Source organism: Vibrio splendidus, from assembly GCF_003345295.1.
Taxonomy (GTDB): domain Bacteria; phylum Pseudomonadota; class Gammaproteobacteria; order Enterobacterales; family Vibrionaceae; genus Vibrio; species Vibrio splendidus_K.
Genome location: NZ_CP031055.1, coordinates 1,223,161 through 1,238,953, shown reverse-complemented (window position 1 = coordinate 1,238,953; position 15,793 = coordinate 1,223,161). Strand labels below are relative to the sequence as shown.

Genomic DNA, 15,793 nt, shown 5'->3' with positions numbered 1-15,793 from the left:
TTAATACAGTGAATGGCCATTACGTTCGACATACTCGCTATCAAGTCGCCCAAACATGGTTCGATAACTGAACGCGGTATAACACAGAATGATTGGCACCATCACAAACGCCACGCCTGTCATGATATTCAAGGTCAGTTCACTGGAGGTTGAATCCCACAGCGTTAGGCTATTACTCGGGTTAACGCTAGACGGGATAATGAACGGGAACATCGAGAAACCAGCCGTTAAGATGATGCAAGCGTTAGTCAGGCTTGAACTAATAAAAGCAATCGCATCCCATTTCAACCTTGCGCCAATTAAAGCCAGTAAAGGAATGGTCACGCTGCCGATCGGCGCAAACCACATCCAAGGGTACGTATCGAAGTTGGTTAACCAAGCACCTGCTTGTTTGACGACTTCTTTGTTCAAAGGATTCGAAGCCGAGCTATGATCCATCGCACTGACTATTAGATACCCGTCAATATGGTTTATCGCCATACAGCCAATCACCATAAGGAAAGCGACAAATACAGCACTCGCCTGCGTCACCGTTCTTGCCTTTTTGTACACTGCGTCTGTGGTTTTCATCATCAACCACGCACTGCCTTGTAACAGCGCCATCAATAACCCAACCAGACCACACAAAAGCGAAAATGGGTTAATCAAATCGATAAACGAACCATGGTACTCAACCATTAAAAAGCTATTGAGCGTAAAAGGTAAGCCTTGCATCAAATTGCCAAACGCCACCCCGAACAAGATAGGTGGCAAGAAGCCTGAGAAAGAGATAGCTAGGTCACACACCCGTCGCCACTGATCGCTGTCGATCTTTGCTCGATACTCAAGCGCCAAAGGACGCAACCACAATGAAATAAGCACCAAATACATCGCCACATAAAGGCTTGAAAACGATGTCGCATAAACCAGAGGCCAAGCCGCAAACAACGCACCACCTGCGGTAATTAACCAAACTTGGTTGCCGTCCCAATGGGGCGCGATGGAGTTAATCATGACTCGTCTTTCAGCGTTCGTTTTACCAATAAACGGTAACAACGCCCCCACTCCCATATCAAAACCATCGGTGATCATAAAACCAATCAGCAGTACACCAATCAGAACCCACCAAATTAAACGTAATGTGTCATATTCGAACATGAGTCAGTCACCTTATTGTTGAACTTGTTGTGCCAATTTGGCTTCAAGTGAAGTTGTATTTTGTTCATAGTGATAGCGAGCCGTTTTTAAACTGCTTGGACCTTTTTTAGCAACGGTAATCATCAAGTAACTTTCAACAATGATAAATACGGTATATAGGCTGATAATGAGAGCAAGAGACGTAAGCAGGTTTTCAACGGTTTGCGAAGATGCCGCGACCGTCACAGGAAGAATTTCACCCACAGCCCAAGGCTGACGGCCGTATTCCGCAACAAACCAGCCAGCTTCAATCGCAATCCAAGGCAATGGAATTGACCATAGCGCTGCTTTCAGTAACCAAGGCTTTTGCGTAATGTTTTTACGGTAGGTTTGCAGGAAGGCTGCACCAAAGACAAACAACATAATGAAGCCACAACCCACCATGATTCGGAATGACCAGAAAAGTGGCCAGACAGTTGGAATGGAATCATCTGCCGCTTGTTGGATTTGCTGTTCAGTCGCATCGGTTACGGTATCGGTGTAACGCTTGAGTAGCAGTCCATAACCGAGGTCGTGCTTAGTTTGGTCGAAGGCTTGTTCTGTTTCATCAGACGTATCGCCCGCTCGCAAACGCTCTAGCAAGTCATATGCAATAATGCCGTTGCGAATACGGACCAGGTGCTGATCGCGCAAATCGTGTAAACCCGTCACTTGTTCATCCAAAGATCTCGTTGCAATAATGCCCATCACATAAGGGATTTTTACCGCGAAGTCGGTTTTACCTTCTTCTTGGTTTGGTAAACCAAATAATGTAAATGCAGCCGGTGCAGGCTCGGTGTGCCATTCCGCTTCAATCGCTGCGAGTTTTACTTTTTGGACATCACCCAGTTCATAACCAGATTCATCGCCAAGTACGATTACCGAAATGATAGAAGCTATTCCGAAAGATGCAGCCACAGCGAAAGAACGTTTTGCAAATGCGATGTCTCGACCTTTCAGTAAGTAATATGAACTCACACCAAGGATAAACATCGAGCCACAGGTATACGCTGAGGCCACGGTATGCAGGAATTTAACTTGAGCGACAGGGTTGAGCACCACTTCGGCAAAGCTGGTCATTTCCATACGCATGGTTTGGTAATTGAACTCTGATCCAATTGGATTTTGCATCCAACCATTTGCAACCAAAATCCACAGTGCAGAAAAGCTCGAGCCCAGAGCCACCAGCCAAGTCACTACAAGGTGTTGGCGTTTCGATAGCCTTTCCCAACCGAAAAAGAATAAGCCGACAAAGGTGGATTCTAAGAAGAACGCGACAAGCGCTTCGATGGCTAAAGGTGCGCCGAAAATATCGCCGACATAGTGAGAATAATAAGACCAGTTGGTGCCGAACTGGAACTCCATGGTTAAACCAGTCGTGACACCCAATGCAAAGTTAATACCGAACAGTTTGCCCCAGAAGCGAGTCATGTCTTGATAAATTTGTTTACCGGTGAGTACATAGATCGACTCCATGATCGCCAGTAAGCACGACATACCGATAGTCAGAGGGACGAAAAGAAAATGAAACATAGCAGTTAACGCAAACTGCAAACGCGACAATTCAACTACATCAAACATTTAAGCTCCAAACATCATAATGATGGCTTTCATATTAAGAATTGGAGCGTATTTCAGCACAGTTCTCGCGAACCAAACTAGAACAGATTGATTGTTAAAAAACAGAACAGATTTACTTATTAGGCGAACGACTGGTCAGAGTTTAGCTGCAACTATTGGCTTGCAATTCCATTGCCTGAATCAAGCCGCCTAGCGTTCGAATGGCTTCTGCTATTTTGTCGTCACAAGCGTACGAACAGTTGAGACGAATGTGATGAGAGAATTTTTTGTCACTGCTAAATATGATTCCCGGTGCGACAGAGATGTTTTGTTTAAGGGCTAACTCATACAGCTTCTCAACACAAACAGAGTGAGGCAACTCTATCCAAATGAAGTAGCCACCTTGGCTTTTATGCACCATCGCACTTGAAGGTAAGCTAGATTCTAACAATGCAATATGTGCCTTCTTCCTTTCATTCAAAAGCTTGCGAAGTTTTTTAAGATGGTTGTCATAACTGTAAAACGTCAGGTAGTGAGACAGTCCAAGTTGGATAGGAATACTGCTTGAGAGCGTCGAAAGGTGCTGCAATCTCTGAATCTTTAACGCTTGTTTCCTTGCAACTACCCAACCGATTCGAAAGCCGGGCGACAATGATTTGGAAAACGAACCACACAACATGATTTGCTCGCCAGTGTCATAGGCTTTAGCAGGCAATGAGCTTTGATTACCGACGTGCAGTTCTCGATACACATCGTCTTCAATCATCGGGATCTTATGTTGATTCACCAACTCGGCCAATCGCTGCTTGTTGTTATCACTCATCGAATAACCCACTGGGTTTTGCGATTCTGTCATAAACCAGCACGCTTTGATGTCCATTGAAGCGAACACCGATTCCAACACATCTAAATCTATACCAGTTTCAGGGTCAGTTGGAATCTCTACGGCAGTGAGGTTTAGTCTTTCAATAGCCTGTAACACTCCGTAAAACGCAGGATACTCTATCGCGACTAAATCACCCGGCTCCGTGCAAGATTGCAGACATAAATTTAGGGCTTCCATAGCTCCAGAAGTAATCACGATATCGTCAGGTAGGACGTTCAAACCTTGAACTTGATAGCGTTGGGCGATTTGCCTGCGTAACGTTTCACTGCCTGGCGGTAAATTAGTGAGCATGCTGTTATCTGGCATTTGACGACTAGCATTAGCTAAACTGCGCGACAATGCTTGATGCGGAAACAAAGCAGGATCTGGGAATGCCGAGCTCAGTGGAATGATGCTAGGATCTTTGGCTCGTTGAAGTACATCGTAAAGCAGATCGCTGATTTTAACGGGATACGGCTTAATGACTTTCTGTTGCGCGTGTTCTGAGGTGAATACATTTCTACGCGGTAACACGAAATAGCCAGACTTAGGCTTTGAGCGCACATAGCCTTGGTCTTCGAGCTGTTGATACGCCTGCAGCACCGTCTCGATACTGAGTTTATAGCGCTTACATGCGTCTCTAATTGATGGGATCTTCTCACCACTCAACCAGATGTTTTGCTCTATCTGATTCTTAATTGTATTGGCGAGTATCTGTGATTTTTTCATCAAAAAGTTCTTTCTTATCCAGTGCGCTTAAGCTTCCCGAACTCCCGATATTCAAAGCATTCGAGGTGAACTTAGCATTCGAGGTAAACCAAAGCCCTACCCTAAACGCAATTCTCTTCACGGTCGACTTGTTTATCTCTCCCATAAGAAAAGACACCACACTCGTCAAAAAGTGTGGTGCCTTGGTTATTACTTTAAAGCTAACTAACTAACGCTAATTAAGATTAGTTAGCTGGACGCCACACGCCCCACTGATCATTTTCGTAGGTCGCTTTAGGGTTTGTACCACCTTGGATCCACCACTGTGCTTTCCAATACTGGTTTGAGTAAGTCACGACTTCACCGCCTAGGTAAGTTGCTGATGAGTCCCAAGTGCCTGGGTCTGGCGTAGGGTCAGGAGTCGGATCTGGATCCGGCGTTGGATCTGGGTCTGGTGTTACGCCACCGTCATCAGCAATCACTTCAAACGTGAAGGTTTCAACACTGTCACTTTCAATAGAACTAGCCATGAATGACAAAGTTTCATTAGCCGTGATACCCGTGGTATCAACCATGATAGAAGCCGTGCCGTTATTTTGAATGCTTACTGAAGAGCCTTGTGTCTGAGTTAGATTTGCCGCTTCGCTTGTTGCAATCACAACTTTGTCGCCAGCATTCACTACGTTGTCACTCTTCACTAGCTCGTAGATGTCGCCTTTCAGTGGTTCAACACCACCGTCGCCACCATCAATCAGCGTTAACTGACCAGAAGCGCGGCTATCTTTTGAGTTAAAGAAGTTACGAGAAGGATCGTTTTGGAAGTACATGTAGTGCTGCATTTCAGCATGCCAGTCACCAATGAAGATCGCGCCATCCTTAAACTCTTCATGCCAGCCATTAATTTCTGAAGCCAACAAACGAGCCCAATCATTAACGTTTAAAGCGTCGATAGCGATGTCGAAGCTACGCGCTACTTCACCATACTTGTTGGTTATGTCGTATTTAACCGTATCACCAATTTCTGGCGTACCAAACTGGTCAGAAACAAACAGGTCGCCACGGACTAGATCAGGCTCAGGACCTGGCTCTGGTGGAGGGGTTGTACCACCCGCGATAGTGATGTCAGAACAGTTGTAGAAGCCTTCACCCGCGGCATCGTCACGTTGCCAACGTACGTATAAGATTGCGTCACCAGAGCGGTCTGAAGGAATCGTCACGTTGATACGGTATTTGCCACCGCTTACAGGAACATTCCCCACTTCTTGGATAAGATCTAAGTCCCCCCACGCTAGGCCTTTGCTCAGGTCTGCGTTTGGTTTCGTTAGGTAGAATTCCCAGAATGACGGGTTGTGTGGTGCAGTCGCATTGAATACATATTCAAATGTACCAGTATTAAGCTCGGTGCGAGTCCAGCCTGTATGAGGTGCACCCATGCCGCGTTTTTGCGAATCATTGGCGTAACATAAAGTGCCGTCAGGAATCGCCGCTTTTACAGCATTGATGTTGTTGAAATCTTGAATATTTTTCGCGTACTCGTTACGTTGAACGAACGGGTATGAACCAGAAATATCTTTTGCTTGAGCACATGCAGCATTTGGTGGTGTACCTGACCAAACCCCGCCTTGCTCGTAACACGTGTTCTGACGTGCGCTTGGAAATTCAGACCAACCATGAGCGTTTGCCACTGACGGCACACTCGATAGCATAGCCATACCTACTGCTACTTTTAGAATATTATTATTTATTGTTGTCACTTTCCCACTCTCTATTATTTTACCCTGCACACAACATCAATTGGTCACTTACCAACCTGAATTGCAGTTCGAAGGTTTATAGTTTTTTATTGAAGAACAACGAAAAATATATACGTCAATTTTATCAATGACAGCAGGTTTTATATTGATAGGAATCAGAGTCACACAACTCAAACAAAAGCGTTGTAGATAGATGATGTTGCTTCGAATTATTGGATCTCAGTATTCTGTGTTGATTGAGGGAACATCATTCAAAATGAATAAAAAAGCGACTTTATGATTAAGCCGCTTTGGGGATATACAGGAAGTTAAATAATGAGAAGAGCATTAATAACGGCTATGCATGCCCATGCGATGTGACATGTCGTCGTCCATACAACCGCCCTTCCAGCCGCTTCCACCCAAGAGGTTGAGCACATCACGTGCGGTGTAGTCTTCGCCGCCGAAGAAGTCGTTAGACACATCATTACGTAACAGTTGGATAGTGGGAACCAATTCAACATCTAAATCTTGCGGATCAGCAAACAAAGCCAATGCGATTTGTTGTTGGCGCTTACTCAATTCACGAGAACTCGTTTCTACCTGACCAATCGAGAAAAAGTCACGGCTTCCATAGCTCTTTACCAACCTTGCAGACAGTAGCTTAATAACCTTTTTGATCCTTCGTCGCTGAATATATCTAAACACTCTAATTCCCCTTCCAATTTACAAATATCACATCAAGTGTTGTTCAGATTTGAGCAACACTTAGAATGTCACTCTTTATGACGATGCTCTATATATAACGTCAGTAATATACTGATTAACAATGCGAAAAAGCAATTTCGAGACGAATACTCTTTGCACCGCTTCTCATTAAAACGGACCAAAAAGTAAATTCTTAGGTAAACCATGGTTCAGAACACTAAGCACTTTCTCACGCAACCATAACGTACCTTGGTCACGTTGATGGCGCACATGCCAAGACATCGAGATGGGCCCCGGCGGCATGGTGAATGGCGTTTTCTTAATCACCAGATCTCCTTTGCTCACGCTCTCCAATATTATCGGTAATGGAATCGTCGTGATCATGTCAGTATTGATTAACAACCTAGGTATGGAGTAACAGTGGTTCACCGTCATGGCGATGCGCCGTTTCATTCCCTTCTGTCCTAGTAGCATGTCTACCCCGCCTGTCGCCTCACCTGATAACGAGAGCAACAAATGATCAGCACTAGCAAAAGCACTTAGCGATAGCTCTTCACTAGCCAACGGGTGATCGGCACGCATTGCGCACACAAAGTGATTATCAAATAGATGCTGAGTTTGTACTTGAGCTGAGTTGCCTTCGAAGTAATCCAAGACCATATCGACATCGGCACTGAGCAATAACTTTTCTCCATTGACGTTGTAAGGTACGGCGTGAATATTAACGTCAGGCGCTTCACGCTCTATTCGTTGCTTTAACGGCAGCCAAAACAGATCTGCCATCCAATCTGTGGTCGCAATTCTAAACGTGCGCTTTAACGTCGCAGGATTAAACTCATCACGCTCAGTTGCAATCCGTATTGCCTCTAACGGCTCACCAATCGTTTTCCATAACTCGACGGCGTAAGGGGTTGGGCGAACCCCTCTTCCTTGTTTCACGAATAAAGGATCTTGCCAAGCGTAACGCATTCGAGAGACTGCGTTCGATACCGACGGTTGCGTCATCGACAATCGTTCTGCGGCCACGGTAATCGAGCTTTCCTGCATGATTGCATCAAAAATAACCATTAAATTCAGATCGACATTAGCCATCTTACTTGCCTAATTACACAGGGAGTTAGTGAATGAGTATCGACAAACTCATCATATTAATCAATGCATATTATACCAATCATCAATTAGACGATAAGTAACAAGTTGGGCAAAGTGAGTTCCACAAACAGATTAACCCGCTGTTAGAAAAACAAATCAGATGACTCACTTATAAGGAAATACGATGAAAGCAGTGTATTTAGAAGAGTATGGAAGTGCGCAGAACTTAACGTTCGGCGATATAGCGAAACCCACCATCACACCAAATCAAGTGCTGATCAAAGTACAAGGCGCGGGGGTAAACCCTGTCGACTGGATGGTAAGAGAGGGATTCTTACAGGCTAGCGGTCAACATGAAATGCCACTCATTGTTGGCTGGGATGCAGCAGGGCAAGTTGTCGAAAAAGGCAACAATGTAAGCAACCTTAAACTTGGGGAGCAGGTCTATGTATATACGCCCATTTCTGAACAAGGCGCCTACGCCGAATATCTTGCTGTCGATAGTGATTTAGTAGCAAGAGCGCCCAAGTCTCTCGACATCGTGACCGCTGCAGCTGTGCCATTGGCCGCAACAACAGCATGGCAAGCACTTGTTGAAGGCTGCCAACTCAAAGCCGGTCAACGTGTCCTTATTCACAATGCATCCGGAGGTGTTGGCAGCTTTGCGGTTCAAATAGCGAAAGCGCTCGGTGCTTATGTTATCGGAACAGCATCAGCCAGCAACAAAGCCTACTTAACGGCTTTAGGGGTCGATCAATTCATTGATTATCAAACTCAGCGCTTTGAAGACCTAGTTGATGAGTTAGATGCTGTACTCGTAGCTGTTGGGGGTGATGGCATCGCGGAGCGTTCACTCGAAGTTGTACGAAAAGGTGGCAACGTAGTTTCACTGTTAGATGACATTGAAAGCGTATTACCACTGCAACTAGGCGTCAATTTTCAACGTTGGTGGGTTTCACCCAATGCCAGAGATCTACAACGTATTGCCGCTTTAATTGATGATGGCGTAATTAAAGTGAACATCGATAAGGTGTTCCCACTATCTAAAGCCGCTCAAGCACAGGAGTTAAGTCAATCGAAACGTGCTCGTGGCAAAATCGTATTGGAAGTTTCGCTGTAAACACTATCAAGTAGAGAGGATATAAAATGGCCATTAAACAAGCTTTTCGTAATAAGAACCTACCCGATATGAGCAATGCGTTTAGTTGGGGGCTGAAACTAAGTGAGTTCAGCGAAGTATTCTTTGTAACAGGACATGCTGACTGTAACCCGGACTTTATTACTCAACACCCTAATGATCCTGTTGCTCAAACACGATTGATTTTAGACCAAATGAAGGCATTCTTAGAAGAAGCTGGCTTTAGTGTTAACGACATTGTCAGGACAGATTGGACATTTACCAACGAAGTAAACTCTGATCAATTCGAAGGCATTGCTCATGTCTGGGAAGAGTTTTTAGGGGATGTTGAAGTAAAACCAGCGACAGGCACGTTGCGCTATGTTCAGCGTTTAGGGATGCCAGATATGATGGTTGAATATGAGATGATGTTAGCCCGATAACTGCCGAGCTTTCCAATCCTAAGATTCAACCGTCTTCCCCAAACGATAAAGGCTTAACCAAACAACAGATAATTTTGATTATCGACTGAGATACTTTTAACTTCTGTGTTAAACACGGACTCTAGCTGTTCCGGCGTAAGAACTTGTTCTGCACGACCTGATGCTTGAAGTACACCTTTGTCGAGCAACAACACTTGGTCTGCATGCCTTAAGGTCCGGTTCAGGTCGTGGTTGGCCATGATCACGGTGATGCCCTTATCTGCCACTCGTTCAATGAGTTTGTAGAGTAAGGCTTCTTGCGCAATATCTAGTGGAGCTGCGGGTTCATCGAGGATCAGCAGCTTCGCGTATGGGTTAAGCGTCGGCCAAATTTGCAGGCACATTCCCGCCAAACGAACGCGTTGCCATTCACCACCAGACAAGGTTTGAATGGAACGATGAAGTTTGTCTGCAATGTCTAGCATCTGGCTGATTTCGTCCAAAGCTGCGTTGATTTCAGTATCAAGGCCGTGTGAGGAGCTTGGCAGTGACAACGCAAGGTATTGGAACACTTCTAAGTTGAAGGCAGGCTTTGCGCTTTGACACAAATAAGCACGGTGTAATGATAAGTCTTGCAGTGATAATACTGACAAGTCTTGTCCGTCGAGCTTTATATCACCTTTGTAGCCATCACCAATGCCAGATATCGCTTCTAGTAAGGTACTTTTGCCACTCCCATTCGGGCCGATAACGTGAGTCACCTGCCCTTGCTTTAGCTCAAATGATAGTGGTAATAGACGAGCGCCGACGCTCAGGCTCTTAATTTGAATCATGATTTTTAATTAACATCCAAATGAAGATAGGCGCACCGATACTGGTGGTCATCACACCCAAGGGTAGTTCTGCTGAATCTAGTAAAGTTCTTGCACAAATATCAGCAAATACAAGCAATGCTGCACCGGCAACGGCAGACAAAGGAAGAAGGTATCGGTTGTCAGTACCAATCGCTAAGCGCAACAAGTGTGGCACAACCAAGCCAACAAAGCTGATCACGCCGCCTAAGGCAACCGCGCAGCCGACTAAAATAGACACAGCGAAGATCAAGCGCCAGCGTAATCTCGGAACGTTCACGCCTAACTGTGCAGCATGAGTCTCGCCAATCATTAACTTATCTAGCTTACTACCTTGCAGGCACAACCAAATAATCACGGGGATCATCACTAAAGTGAGCGAGTGTTGGTACCAAGTGACGCCACCCAAGCTGCCCATTAGCCAATACATCAATAAGCGTAGGCTGAGGTCATCACTAAAATAGAACGCCCATGTCACCATCGCACCAGAAAGAATACCTAGCGCTACACCCACCAGCAGTAATTTAGCCGTGGTGAGTCGCATCGTTTTTACCATGCTCACTAGAATCACGGTAAAACAAAGTGAACCTAAAACGGCGGCAATCATGAACAGTTCTGGTGTAGGAGCAAACGGCAAGAAGAACAGTACGATAACCATCGCCAAACTTGCGCCACCAGAAATGCCGAGCACACCTGGCTCTGCCAATACGTTGCCCAATAAGACTTGTAAGCTTGCGCCAGATACAGCTAAACCAGCCCCAATAGCAATAGCAGCCAATAGTCGAGGTAAGCGTAAATCAATCAGTAGTTTTTGTTCTAACGTGGACAAAGTGCCCAGAGGGGAAATGAAGAGATCGCCAACCATTAGGTAAATTGCACTCAGCGCGACAAGCAGTGCTGCCATCAGATAAATGGCTCGCGTCCATTTGCGCTGTTTTTGGTGAAGAAGTTGTTGGAAATCCATATCAAGCTACTTTGAAAATGTTCGCGTAACCTTACCTGTATACCCAAATAAACTCAAGGCTCACACCGTAATGCGAACCTTGATATTTCAACCAGTTGAGCAGTTGTTTTAGTCGCTTAAACCCGACTCGGTATTAATCGTACACAAGCTGACCGTGGTCGAATCGTGTTTCAACTTCGCACACCATCAAGGCAGCTCGTTGACCAATGGCCACGTTGCGATTTGGGAATACCACGGCTTCGTTTTCATTCTTCGCCATCAATGGCTTATCACCATCATGACCAAATACTTCACCGTGCTTGAACGCGGTAAAGTTCTCTACAGAATCAGAGAACATGAAATCAAAGTCATCGTGCAAACGAACAATAGTGCGGCTCACACGATACATGATAGTTCGCTTAGGCAGATGTTCAGGCTCAGCTTCAGCAATCAAGTTACGCATTGCCAAATCAAAAGCAGTGAGCTTATCAAGTTGGTTCTCACCAATTTTTGCGACCTGACCCAATTCCATTGTCAGTGCTTGCGCTTCAAAGTTTTCAGCGCTGTACCAACTGAAAGTGCTCGTTGGTGCATTCGACAGCAACACAGCTTCAACGTGGGCACTGTTGATGAAATCGAAAAGCTCTTTATTACGTACTTCGTGGCGAACCTTAGGGCTCACCGCGAACGAGTAATGCTTAGATAAACGGATTGCGCAGTGCAGATCTAAGTGCCAACGAGTGGCAGGTACCGTTTCCTTGTAAAACTCATTAACCAAGTACTTAAGGTTCTTCGCGATATCCACTTCTCGATTACTCTCGTGCTGTTTTTCATCAAACAGACGGTTCATATTCACATCAAGAAAACGAGTATGCGCATTGGTTGCTTCTGGGTGAGCAATGATGAACAAACATCTTGCAGTCACTACTTGGAAGCCGGTTTCAATATCCTCAATGAGCTTATCAATCAGCTCCATTGGTGAAGTTTCGTCGCCATGAACACCTGTTGAAAAGATGATGTTCTTGGTTTCAGAATTATACTCAACGGGAATCACTTCCAATACACCGCGTCGATGAAGCTTAATTTGAACACCGTTACTCAGTACGGTCTGTCCTGCAACCACTTCTTGCTCAAGATCTAGGCTGTCAAAAAGAAATGATTGGCGAAAGAGGGTCTTCGTCATGCGTTACTCCTTAATTGCACGGCCGTATGTTAATAAATTGTACATAGAAATTGTGTTGCTAGGATCGCACTTATCAATAGAAACTCCGTTATCACTCACAAATACTACCCATATATTTTTATATTACCTGCTGACTTTACTAACCGACATCTGTTCCAAATAACTTTTTCTATTTAAAGCAATTTTGGTTGTCTCAGCTTTTCTCAAGTCATGTCAGCAAGATAAGAGCCACGTAAGCTAACACAGCTCTTACCTGCCATGAACAGATTGAGATCAATTAATCTTCCTGATCGAGCAATCTTTCAAATTCATCGATTTGAACTTTGACCATATCGATGCTTTGTTGCCAAAAATCAGCTTGAGTCAGGTCCATTCCTAAGTGCTTCTGAACGACTTCTTCCGCCATCATGCTGCCCGTATCACGAAGCAATGACACGTAATCGCCGTAGAATTGCTCACCTTTCGCATCGCGCTGAGCGTAAACACCTTTACTGAACAGATAACCGAACAGGTATGGATAGTTATAAAAGCTCACTTGAGAGATGCTGAAGTGCAACTTGCTCGCCCAGAAATAAGGGTCGGCTTCTGTCATTGCATCGCCGTACCACTCTTTCCAAGTTGTTTCCATCAAGTCACACAGCTGCTGAGCCGTGAGCTCGCCTTTTTCACGCTGCTCGTAGAAGGCTTTCTCAAACTCAAAACGAACGGGAATGTTCACCATTAATGCCAAAGAAGAAGAAAGCTCTTCCCACAGCATTTCAAGTTTCTCATTGCGTGTTTGTGCTTGTTGTAACAAGTGGTCACGAACGATGTTTTCAGCGAAGATTGAAGCGGTTTCTGCTAGCGTCATTGGGTAGCGAGTTTGACACAACGGCATATCTTTCATTACCCAGTTATGGAATGCGTGGCCCAACTCGTGTGCCAGTGTCATTAAGTCAGAGCGACTGCCACTCCATGTCATGAATACAAGTGGCGTGCGTGTCGCGGCAAACTTAGTGCAGTACGCGCCTAAACGTTTGTTGGCTGCTGGTGCGGCATCAATCCAGCCGTTCTCAACCATTAATGCGACAAAATCTGCCATCTCTGGATTGACTTCGGCGAAGGCGGTTTTGATCACTTCGATCGCTTCATCAAATGGATAGACCTTAGATTCACTGTCACCCAGCGGTGGCATCGCGGCTAAATGGTTCCAAGGCTTCATTTCATCTAAGCCGTGAACTCTTGCCATCAACAGACCCGCCTTTTGGCCTACTGCGCGATTGGCTTTCGCTACCGACATCATAGTGTCTAGGGTTTCTGGAACAATTCGGCTGCCATGTAGGCTTGGATCAAAGAAATGTACGTCGCTTATTTTTGAGCGCTTTTTGTTTTCAGTCAGTCGCCACCCAGCCAATGCGTTTAGGATCGAAGCAAAAGACTCTTGATGCGTTTTCATCGCACCTTGGACCGCGCGCCATGCCGGTTCTTGTTTGTCGAATTCGCTGCCGTACAACAGGCTCGCGGCTTGTGAAAAGCCTAGAGCTTCCTCTTCACCGTCCAGCTTTAGCGACAGTTTTAAAGAACCGGTTAGGTTATCGTATAAACGCCCCCATCCGTCACGGCCATCAACCTTCATCGCGGCTAATAACTGCTCTTCAGCAACACTGAGTCGACTGCTTGATAACTTACGTGAGCTTTCGATAGCAAAGCGTTGCCCTGCTACATCGGCACTATCATGCTCTAATACGGCATTCAAAAATTCAGGTTCTGCGTGAATTAGCGTGTCTTCGTAAGGGCTAAACGCTTGAGACATTTCAGAGTTCAGCTTCGCTACACGACCAAGTAATGCTTTGGCTTCTGTGTGCGTCGCGTCTACCGATGCGTGGCAATTAGCGAAGGTGTTGATCGTGCTCAGTAACGTGCCTGCCGCTTCAGAAGTTTGAATGGCGTTTTGCATCGCTAGGATAATATGACGCTTTTCAACATGCAGGTACAACAGTTCAATACACTGTTGAATCAGTTCGATGTCTTGTTCGATTTTTGCATCATCAAGATCGCGATAAGCAATGCTTAAATCCCAACTTGGAGTTGTCATGACTAAATTCCTTTCACGTAGGTAGTAATACCAATCTGGTATAGCGACTGTAAACGCCGCTTTATACTTCTATTTATATTTCTATTTCTATTTCTATCTACAGTTCTAATAGATTGTTAATTCTTAAAACTGTGTATTTTTAACACTCAGAGAACAGGCAACCCTATCGACTTTACACTGATAAAACTCTGTGCGAACTGAGTGACTTGAATATGAGTTATCGACGCGTTTTCTATCGATAGCTTCGAATAGAGACTCGGATTTTTCCAATCAATATCAAGGCAATGCGCCAATAACATTCGAATTACGCCACCATGAGTAACCAGCAGTAGATTGTCACTTGGATCATTCAAAAGTTGCGACCAAGCTTGAGTTACTCTGTCATGGAAGCTCTGTAAACTTTCCGCACCAGTCAGTTGATGATTTGCGGGATCTTGCCAGAAAGTGTCTAGCATCGCCCACTTGTCTTCAAGTTCATCAAATGCGACCCCGTCAACTTCACCAAAGTTCATTTCTTGGAAATCTGGTGCAACAGACAGAGGCACCGACATGCGTTGTGCATATAGGTTTGCCAAGTCACTGCATCGTCTTAATGGTGAGGTAATAACACCATCGAAAGCGACATCATTCTGAGCCAACGCATCATAAATCCGCTGTTGAATATTTGGATTAACCAACACGTCAGATAAACCATTCAGTGCTGCTTTCCCTTCAACCTTGCAGTGTCTCAGCAAATAGATGTTTTTGGTTGTTCCATTGACCATGTGCGCGACCTAACCCTGAGTATCAAGCGATTGATTAGATGGTTTTAAGTGCAGTGGCAATCCTGCGGCGATCAATGTAACTCGTTCGACAACGCGAGCCAATGCTTGGTTCATTCGCCCCGCATTGTCGACAAACAAGCGCGACACTTTACCCAGAGGTACCACACCTAAACCGACTTCGTTAGAGACCATGATAATTTGCGCTGGGCTTTGCTCTACGCTTTTGACCAAGGCTTCAACCACTGCTTCCACTTGTTCATTAGTCGCGTCATCACCCAGTTCAAAGATGATGTTGTTCAACCACAATGTTAGGCAGTCGATCAGCACCACATCATCTTGATCAAAAGACTGCAGTTTCGAGGCTAACTCGACGGGTACTTCATGCTCAATCCACTGCTCGCCACGACGTTGTTGATGGTGCGTGATTCGTTCTCGCATTTCATCATCAAGATATGTCGCTGTCGCAATATAATTGAGGCGTCCATTTGAACATGCTTCAAACGCACATAATGCTTGTTGCTCTGCAAAACTCGACTTGCCAGAACGAGCTCCGCCCAATACCAGGTGGCTGTTTCGCTGGCTTGATTGAATAGTTTGATTTGTGTTTGTCATAGGAAA

General features: G+C 45.2%; 14 protein-coding genes. 2 read left to right on the top strand and 12 right to left on the bottom strand.

The window, feature by feature from the left end; genetic code table 11:
• From cydB to DUN60_RS05490, 6 genes are all read right to left on the bottom strand, one after another.
• Nucleotides 1-1,137, bottom strand: coding sequence for a cytochrome d ubiquinol oxidase subunit II (gene cydB / locus DUN60_RS05515; RefSeq protein ID WP_114633413.1), 1,137 nt, complete (start codon nucleotides 1,135-1,137; stop codon nucleotides 1-3).
• A gap of 12 nt (nucleotides 1,138-1,149) precedes the next feature.
• Entirely contained in the window at nucleotides 1,150-2,736 is a 1,587-nt protein-coding gene (locus DUN60_RS05510; RefSeq protein WP_114633412.1) for a cytochrome ubiquinol oxidase subunit I, read from the bottom strand.
• 142 nt (nucleotides 2,737-2,878) lie between these two features.
• The gene (locus DUN60_RS05505) at nucleotides 2,879-4,309 is read right to left on the bottom strand and encodes an aminotransferase-like domain-containing protein (RefSeq protein ID WP_162808209.1); all 1,431 of its coding nucleotides are present in this window, start codon (nucleotides 4,307-4,309) and stop codon (nucleotides 2,879-2,881) included.
• Nucleotides 4,310-4,533: 224 nt separating this feature from the next.
• On the bottom strand, nucleotides 4,534-6,000 hold the full coding sequence (locus DUN60_RS05500) for a lytic polysaccharide monooxygenase (protein ID WP_479688298.1): 1,467 nt from the start codon (nucleotides 5,998-6,000) through the stop codon (nucleotides 4,534-4,536).
• A gap of 369 nt (nucleotides 6,001-6,369) precedes the next feature.
• Entirely contained in the window at nucleotides 6,370-6,729 is a 360-nt protein-coding gene (locus DUN60_RS05495) for a DUF6559 family protein (RefSeq protein WP_114633409.1), read from the bottom strand.
• Nucleotides 6,730-6,897: 168 nt separating this feature from the next.
• Nucleotides 6,898-7,821 (bottom strand): LysR family transcriptional regulator, encoded by a 924-nt coding sequence (locus DUN60_RS05490; protein WP_114633408.1) that lies wholly within the window; start codon nucleotides 7,819-7,821, stop codon nucleotides 6,898-6,900.
• Between the two features lie 184 nt (nucleotides 7,822-8,005).
• Between DUN60_RS05490 and DUN60_RS05485 the strand changes: the two genes are divergently transcribed.
• Together DUN60_RS05485 and DUN60_RS05480 are read left to right on the top strand one after the other, a co-directional pair.
• On the top strand, nucleotides 8,006-8,941 hold the full coding sequence (locus DUN60_RS05485) for an NADP-dependent oxidoreductase (protein WP_114633407.1): 936 nt from the start codon (nucleotides 8,006-8,008) through the stop codon (nucleotides 8,939-8,941).
• Nucleotides 8,942-8,967: 26 nt separating this feature from the next.
• Nucleotides 8,968-9,381 carry a RidA family protein gene (locus DUN60_RS05480; RefSeq protein ID WP_017090921.1) on the top strand — a complete coding sequence of 138 codons (414 nt, stop codon included), beginning with the start codon at nucleotides 8,968-8,970 and terminating at the stop codon, nucleotides 9,379-9,381.
• Between the two features lie 53 nt (nucleotides 9,382-9,434).
• On the opposite strand, the gene btuD is transcribed toward DUN60_RS05480, so the two are convergent.
• The 6 genes from btuD to cobU all read right to left on the bottom strand — a co-directional run bounded on the left by btuD (nucleotide 9,435) and on the right by cobU (nucleotide 15,787).
• The gene (gene btuD, locus DUN60_RS05475; protein ID WP_114633406.1) at nucleotides 9,435-10,193 is read right to left on the bottom strand and encodes a vitamin B12 ABC transporter ATP-binding protein BtuD; all 759 of its coding nucleotides are present in this window, start codon (nucleotides 10,191-10,193) and stop codon (nucleotides 9,435-9,437) included.
• Nucleotides 10,180-11,175: a vitamin B12 ABC transporter permease BtuC gene (btuC, locus tag DUN60_RS05470; RefSeq protein ID WP_004734896.1), complete on the bottom strand. Its 996-nt coding sequence runs from the start codon at nucleotides 11,173-11,175 to the stop codon at nucleotides 10,180-10,182. The genes btuD and btuC overlap by 14 nt, the downstream gene beginning before the upstream one ends.
• Before the next feature lie 133 nt (nucleotides 11,176-11,308).
• Nucleotides 11,309-12,337, bottom strand: a complete 1,029-nt coding sequence (locus tag DUN60_RS05465) for a succinylglutamate desuccinylase (protein ID WP_114633405.1) — start codon at nucleotides 12,335-12,337, stop codon at nucleotides 11,309-11,311.
• A gap of 277 nt (nucleotides 12,338-12,614) precedes the next feature.
• Nucleotides 12,615-14,411, bottom strand: coding sequence for a M3 family oligoendopeptidase (locus tag DUN60_RS05460; RefSeq protein ID WP_114633404.1), 1,797 nt, complete (start codon nucleotides 14,409-14,411; stop codon nucleotides 12,615-12,617).
• Nucleotides 14,412-14,557: 146 nt separating this feature from the next.
• Complete coding sequence (gene cobC, locus DUN60_RS05455) at nucleotides 14,558-15,175, bottom strand: alpha-ribazole phosphatase family protein (protein WP_114633403.1); 618 nt, start codon at nucleotides 15,173-15,175, stop codon at nucleotides 14,558-14,560.
• A 9-nt stretch (nucleotides 15,176-15,184) separates the two neighbouring features.
• Nucleotides 15,185-15,787 carry a bifunctional adenosylcobinamide kinase/adenosylcobinamide-phosphate guanylyltransferase gene (gene cobU / locus DUN60_RS05450; RefSeq protein WP_114633402.1) on the bottom strand — a complete coding sequence of 201 codons (603 nt, stop codon included), beginning with the start codon at nucleotides 15,785-15,787 and terminating at the stop codon, nucleotides 15,185-15,187.
• Between the last annotated feature and the right edge of the window lie 6 nt (nucleotides 15,788-15,793).

Bases quoted from the DNA above. Each gene is read 5' to 3' on its own strand.
- DUN60_RS05490 (WP_114633408.1), bottom strand. From the start codon at position 7,821: ATGGCTAATGTCGATCTGAATTTAATGGTTATTTTTGATGCAATCATG.
- DUN60_RS05465 (WP_114633405.1), bottom strand. From the start codon at position 12,337: ATGACGAAGACCCTCTTTCGCCAATCATTTCTTTTTGACAGCCTAGAT.
- btuD (WP_114633406.1), bottom strand. From the start codon at position 10,193: ATGATTCAAATTAAGAGCCTGAGCGTCGGCGCTCGTCTATTACCACTA.
- DUN60_RS05500 (WP_479688298.1), bottom strand. From the start codon at position 6,000: ATGGCTATGCTATCGAGTGTGCCGTCAGTGGCAAACGCTCATGGTTGG.
- cobC (WP_114633403.1), bottom strand. From the start codon at position 15,175: ATGGTCAATGGAACAACCAAAAACATCTATTTGCTGAGACACTGCAAG.
- DUN60_RS05505 (WP_162808209.1), bottom strand. From the start codon at position 4,309: ATGAAAAAATCACAGATACTCGCCAATACAATTAAGAATCAGATAGAG.
- DUN60_RS05480 (WP_017090921.1), top strand. From the start codon at position 8,968: ATGGCCATTAAACAAGCTTTTCGTAATAAGAACCTACCCGATATGAGC.
- btuC (WP_004734896.1), bottom strand. From the start codon at position 11,175: ATGGATTTCCAACAACTTCTTCACCAAAAACAGCGCAAATGGACGCGA.
- cobU (WP_114633402.1), bottom strand. From the start codon at position 15,787: ATGACAAACACAAATCAAACTATTCAATCAAGCCAGCGAAACAGCCAC.
- DUN60_RS05510 (WP_114633412.1), bottom strand. From the start codon at position 2,736: ATGTTTGATGTAGTTGAATTGTCGCGTTTGCAGTTTGCGTTAACTGCT.
- DUN60_RS05460 (WP_114633404.1), bottom strand. From the start codon at position 14,411: ATGACAACTCCAAGTTGGGATTTAAGCATTGCTTATCGCGATCTTGAT.
- DUN60_RS05485 (WP_114633407.1), top strand. From the start codon at position 8,006: ATGAAAGCAGTGTATTTAGAAGAGTATGGAAGTGCGCAGAACTTAACG.
- cydB (WP_114633413.1), bottom strand. From the start codon at position 1,137: ATGTTCGAATATGACACATTACGTTTAATTTGGTGGGTTCTGATTGGT.